This is a genomic window from Xylanibacter rodentium, assembly GCF_013166575.1.
Classification (GTDB): Bacteria; Bacteroidota; Bacteroidia; order Bacteroidales; family Bacteroidaceae; genus Prevotella; species Prevotella rodentium.
On record NZ_JABKKE010000047.1, the window covers coordinates 1 to 3436 of the forward strand.

General features: G+C 53.6%; 5 protein-coding genes. All 5 read left to right on the forward strand.

Annotated features, from left to right (window positions below):
* The coding region (locus HPS55_RS13790) for a TraG family conjugative transposon ATPase (protein ID WP_172325084.1) at window positions 1–798 on the forward strand (798 nt) is incomplete at its 5' end.
* Between the two features lie 36 nt (window positions 799–834).
* Window positions 835–1218: a DUF3876 domain-containing protein gene (locus HPS55_RS13795; RefSeq protein ID WP_172178337.1), complete on the forward strand. Its 384-nt coding sequence runs from the start codon at window positions 835–837 to the stop codon at window positions 1216–1218.
* A 26-nt stretch (window positions 1219–1244) separates the two neighbouring features.
* Window positions 1245–1874, forward strand: coding sequence for a DUF4141 domain-containing protein (locus HPS55_RS13800; RefSeq protein WP_008645444.1), 630 nt, complete (start codon window positions 1245–1247; stop codon window positions 1872–1874).
* Between the two features lie 3 nt (window positions 1875–1877).
* Window positions 1878–2882: a conjugative transposon protein TraJ gene (gene traJ / locus HPS55_RS13805; RefSeq protein ID WP_151858910.1), complete on the forward strand. Its 1005-nt coding sequence runs from the start codon at window positions 1878–1880 to the stop codon at window positions 2880–2882.
* A gap of 133 nt (window positions 2883–3015) precedes the next feature.
* Window positions 3016–3436: conjugative transposon protein TraK (gene traK, locus HPS55_RS13810; RefSeq protein ID WP_172325086.1), on the forward strand; the 421-nt coding region annotated here is incomplete at its 3' end.

Sequence of the window (3436 nt, forward strand, 5' to 3'; positions counted from 1 at the left end):
ACTTTCTACGAGTACATGCGCGACGACTACCGCAGGGAACTGGCGGAGCGTGACATCAAGGTGGAGAAGGAGGACTTCAACATCGACAACATGCTCACCACCATGCGGCAGTATTACCGGGGCGGACGCTACGACTTCCTGCTCAACTCGGCGGAGAACATCGACCTGCTGGGCAAGCGGTTCATCGTCTTCGAGATTGATTCCATCAAGGACAACCGCGAACTGTTCCCGGTAGTGACCATCATCATCATGGAAGCTTTCATCAACAAGATGCGCAGGTTAAAGGGCGTGCGCAAACAGCTTATCGTGGAAGAGGCTTGGAAGGCTCTCTCGTCGGCAAATATGGCTGATTACCTGCGCTATATGTACAAAACTGTGCGCAAGTATTACGGGGAGGCAATCGTGGTGACGCAGGAGGTGGACGACATCATTTCTTCGCCCGTCGTCAAGGAGAGCATCATCAACAACTCGGACTGTAAAATCCTGCTTGACCAGCGCAAGTACATGAACAAGTTTGATGCCATACAGTCCCTGTTGGGTCTGACGGAGAAGGAGAAGTCGCAGATACTCTCCATCAACATGGCGAACAACCCGTCAAGGCTCTACAAGGAGGTCTGGATCGGACTGGGTGGCACACAGTCGGCGGTTTATGCCACCGAAGTTAGTGCTGAAGAGTATCTGGCATATACCACTGAAGAAACGGAGAAGGTGGAGGTGTACCGTCTGGCGGAGCAACTGGGCGGCGACATCGAAGCCGCCATCCGGCAGCTTGCCGAAAGGCGGAGAAACAAGGAATAAGTAAAAACGATTTATCAACTAAAAAAGAAAATGCGTATGAGTATATCAAGAACGAAAATGCTGCAAGTCAGCAAGTGTTTAATCGGGCTGGCGGTCATGGTGCTGCAATCCTGCGATGTAGCGGACAACCGCCGTGACCTGCTTTGCGGGAACTGGGAGAGTGTGGAAGGCAAGCCCGACGTGCTTATCTACAAGGAGGGCGAAGTCTATAAGGTGACGGTGTTCAAGCGGAGCGGCATCCGCCGTAAGCTGAAACCGGAAACCTATCTCTTGCAGGAAGAGAACGGCAACCTGTTCATGAACACCGGATTCCGTATCGACGTGTCCTACAACGAGGCGACGGACATCTTGACCTTCTCGCCCAATGGGGACTATGTGCGCGTGAACCCGAAACCGGACCATCCGATAAGCGAGCAATAACGATAACCACTAAAATCCAAAGTAACATGAGAACAAGAATGACATTAGCCATCTGCCTGTGCCTGTTTGCAGTCGGCAGGGCAAGCGCACAGTGGGCGGTGATAGACCCGTCCAACATCGCGCAGAGCATCGTGAACACCTCGAAGAACGTGGTACACACTTCCACGACCGCTCAGAATATGATAAAAAATTTTCAAGAGACGGTGAAGATTTACGAGCAGGGCAAGAAGTATTACGACGCACTGAAATCCGTAAACAATCTGGTAAAGGACGCCCGGAAGGTGCAGCAGACCATCTTGATGGTGGGTGACATCACCGACACCTATGTGACCAGCTTCCAGAAGATGATGCGTGACGACAACTTCACGGTGGAGGAACTGGGAGCCATCGCCTTTGGCTACACCAAGCTGTTGGAGGAATCCAACGACGTGCTGACGGAACTGAAGAACGTGGTGAACATCACCACGCTCTCCATGACGGACAAGGAGCGCATGGATGTGGTGGAACGCTGTTACTCCAAGATGAAGCGTTACCGCAACCTCGTGAGCTACTACACCAACAAGAACATCAGCGTGAGCTACCTGCGGGCAAAAAAGAAGAACGACCTCGACCGCATCATGGGGCTGTACGGAAACATGAACGAAAGATACTGGTAGCCTATGAATTTCGACAACCTTCACCAGATTCTGCGCTCGCTCTACGAGCAGATGATGCCGCTATGCGGGGACATGGCGGGCGTGGCGAAAGGCATCGCCGGGCTGGGTGCGCTGTTCTACGTCGCCTACCGGGTGTGGCAGTCGCTGGCGAGAGCCGAACCGATAGACGTGTTCCCCATGCTCCGCCCCTTTGCGATAGGCTTGTGTATCATGTTCTTCCCGACGGTGGTATTAGGCACGATAAACAGTATCATGTCGCCCGTCGTGCAGGGCACGGCAAAGATGCTGGAGGCGGAAACGCTGGACATGAACCAGTACCGTGAGCAGAAAGACAAACTGGAATACGAGGCGATGATGCGCAACCCCGAAACCGCCTACCTTGTGTCGAACGAGGAGTTTGACAAACAGCTGGAGGAACTGGGCTGGTCGCCCGGCGACATGGTGACGATGGCGGGGATGTACATTGAGCGCGGAATGTACAACATGAAGAAGGGCATCCGCGACTTCTTCCGCGAAATACTGGAACTGATGTTCCAAGCCGCCGCCCTCGTGATAGACACCATCCGCACGTTCTTCCTCGTGGTGCTGGCGATACTCGGTCCGATAGCCTTCGCCATATCGGTGTGGGACGGCTTCCAAAGCACGCTCACGCAATGGATATGCCGCTACATACAGGTCTATCTGTGGCTGCCCGTGTCGGATATGTTCAGCACCATACTGGCGAAAATACAGGTGCTGATGCTGCAAAGCGACATCGAGCGGATGCAAGCTGACCCGAACTTCTCACTGGATTCAAGTGACGGGGTGTACATCGTCTTCATGATAATCGGCATCATCGGCTACTTCACCATCCCGACGGTGGCAGGCTGGATTATCCAAGCCGGAGGTATGGGAAGCTACGGTCGCAACGTGAACCAGACGGCAGGACGAGCCGGAAGCATGGCGGGCAGCGTGGCGGGCGCAGCCGCAGGAAACATGGTCGGACGTGCCGGGAAGCTGCTGAAATAACAAATCGGGATGAGATTGTCAAGGTAGCTACAAAGGCAGGCTAAAGGTAGCTACCTCGACCACCACAAGGTAGCTACCTTGACAGAACATCCGTAAAACAACGTATTTGACAATTAAAAACGAATAAACAATAATGGAATTTAAGTCACTTAAAAACATCGAATCATCGTTCAGGCAGATACGCCTGTTCGGTATCGTCTTCCTCTCGTTGTGTGCCGTGATAACGGTATGGAGCGTGTGGAGTTCCTACCGCTTTGCGGAGCGGCAACGGGAAAAGATTTACGTGCTGGACAACGGCAAGTCGCTGATGCTGGCACTATCGCAGGACCTCTCGCAGAACCGTCCGGCGGAAGCGAGGGAGCATGTGCGCCGCTTCCACGAGCTGTTCTTCACGCTCTCGCCCGAAAAGAGCGCGATAGAACACAACGTGAAGCGTGCGTTGCTGCTGGCGGACAAGAGCGTGTACAACTACTATTCGGACTTCGCCGAGAAGGGGTACTACAACCGCATCATCGCCGGGAACATCAACCAAGTGCTGAAGGTGGACAGCGTGG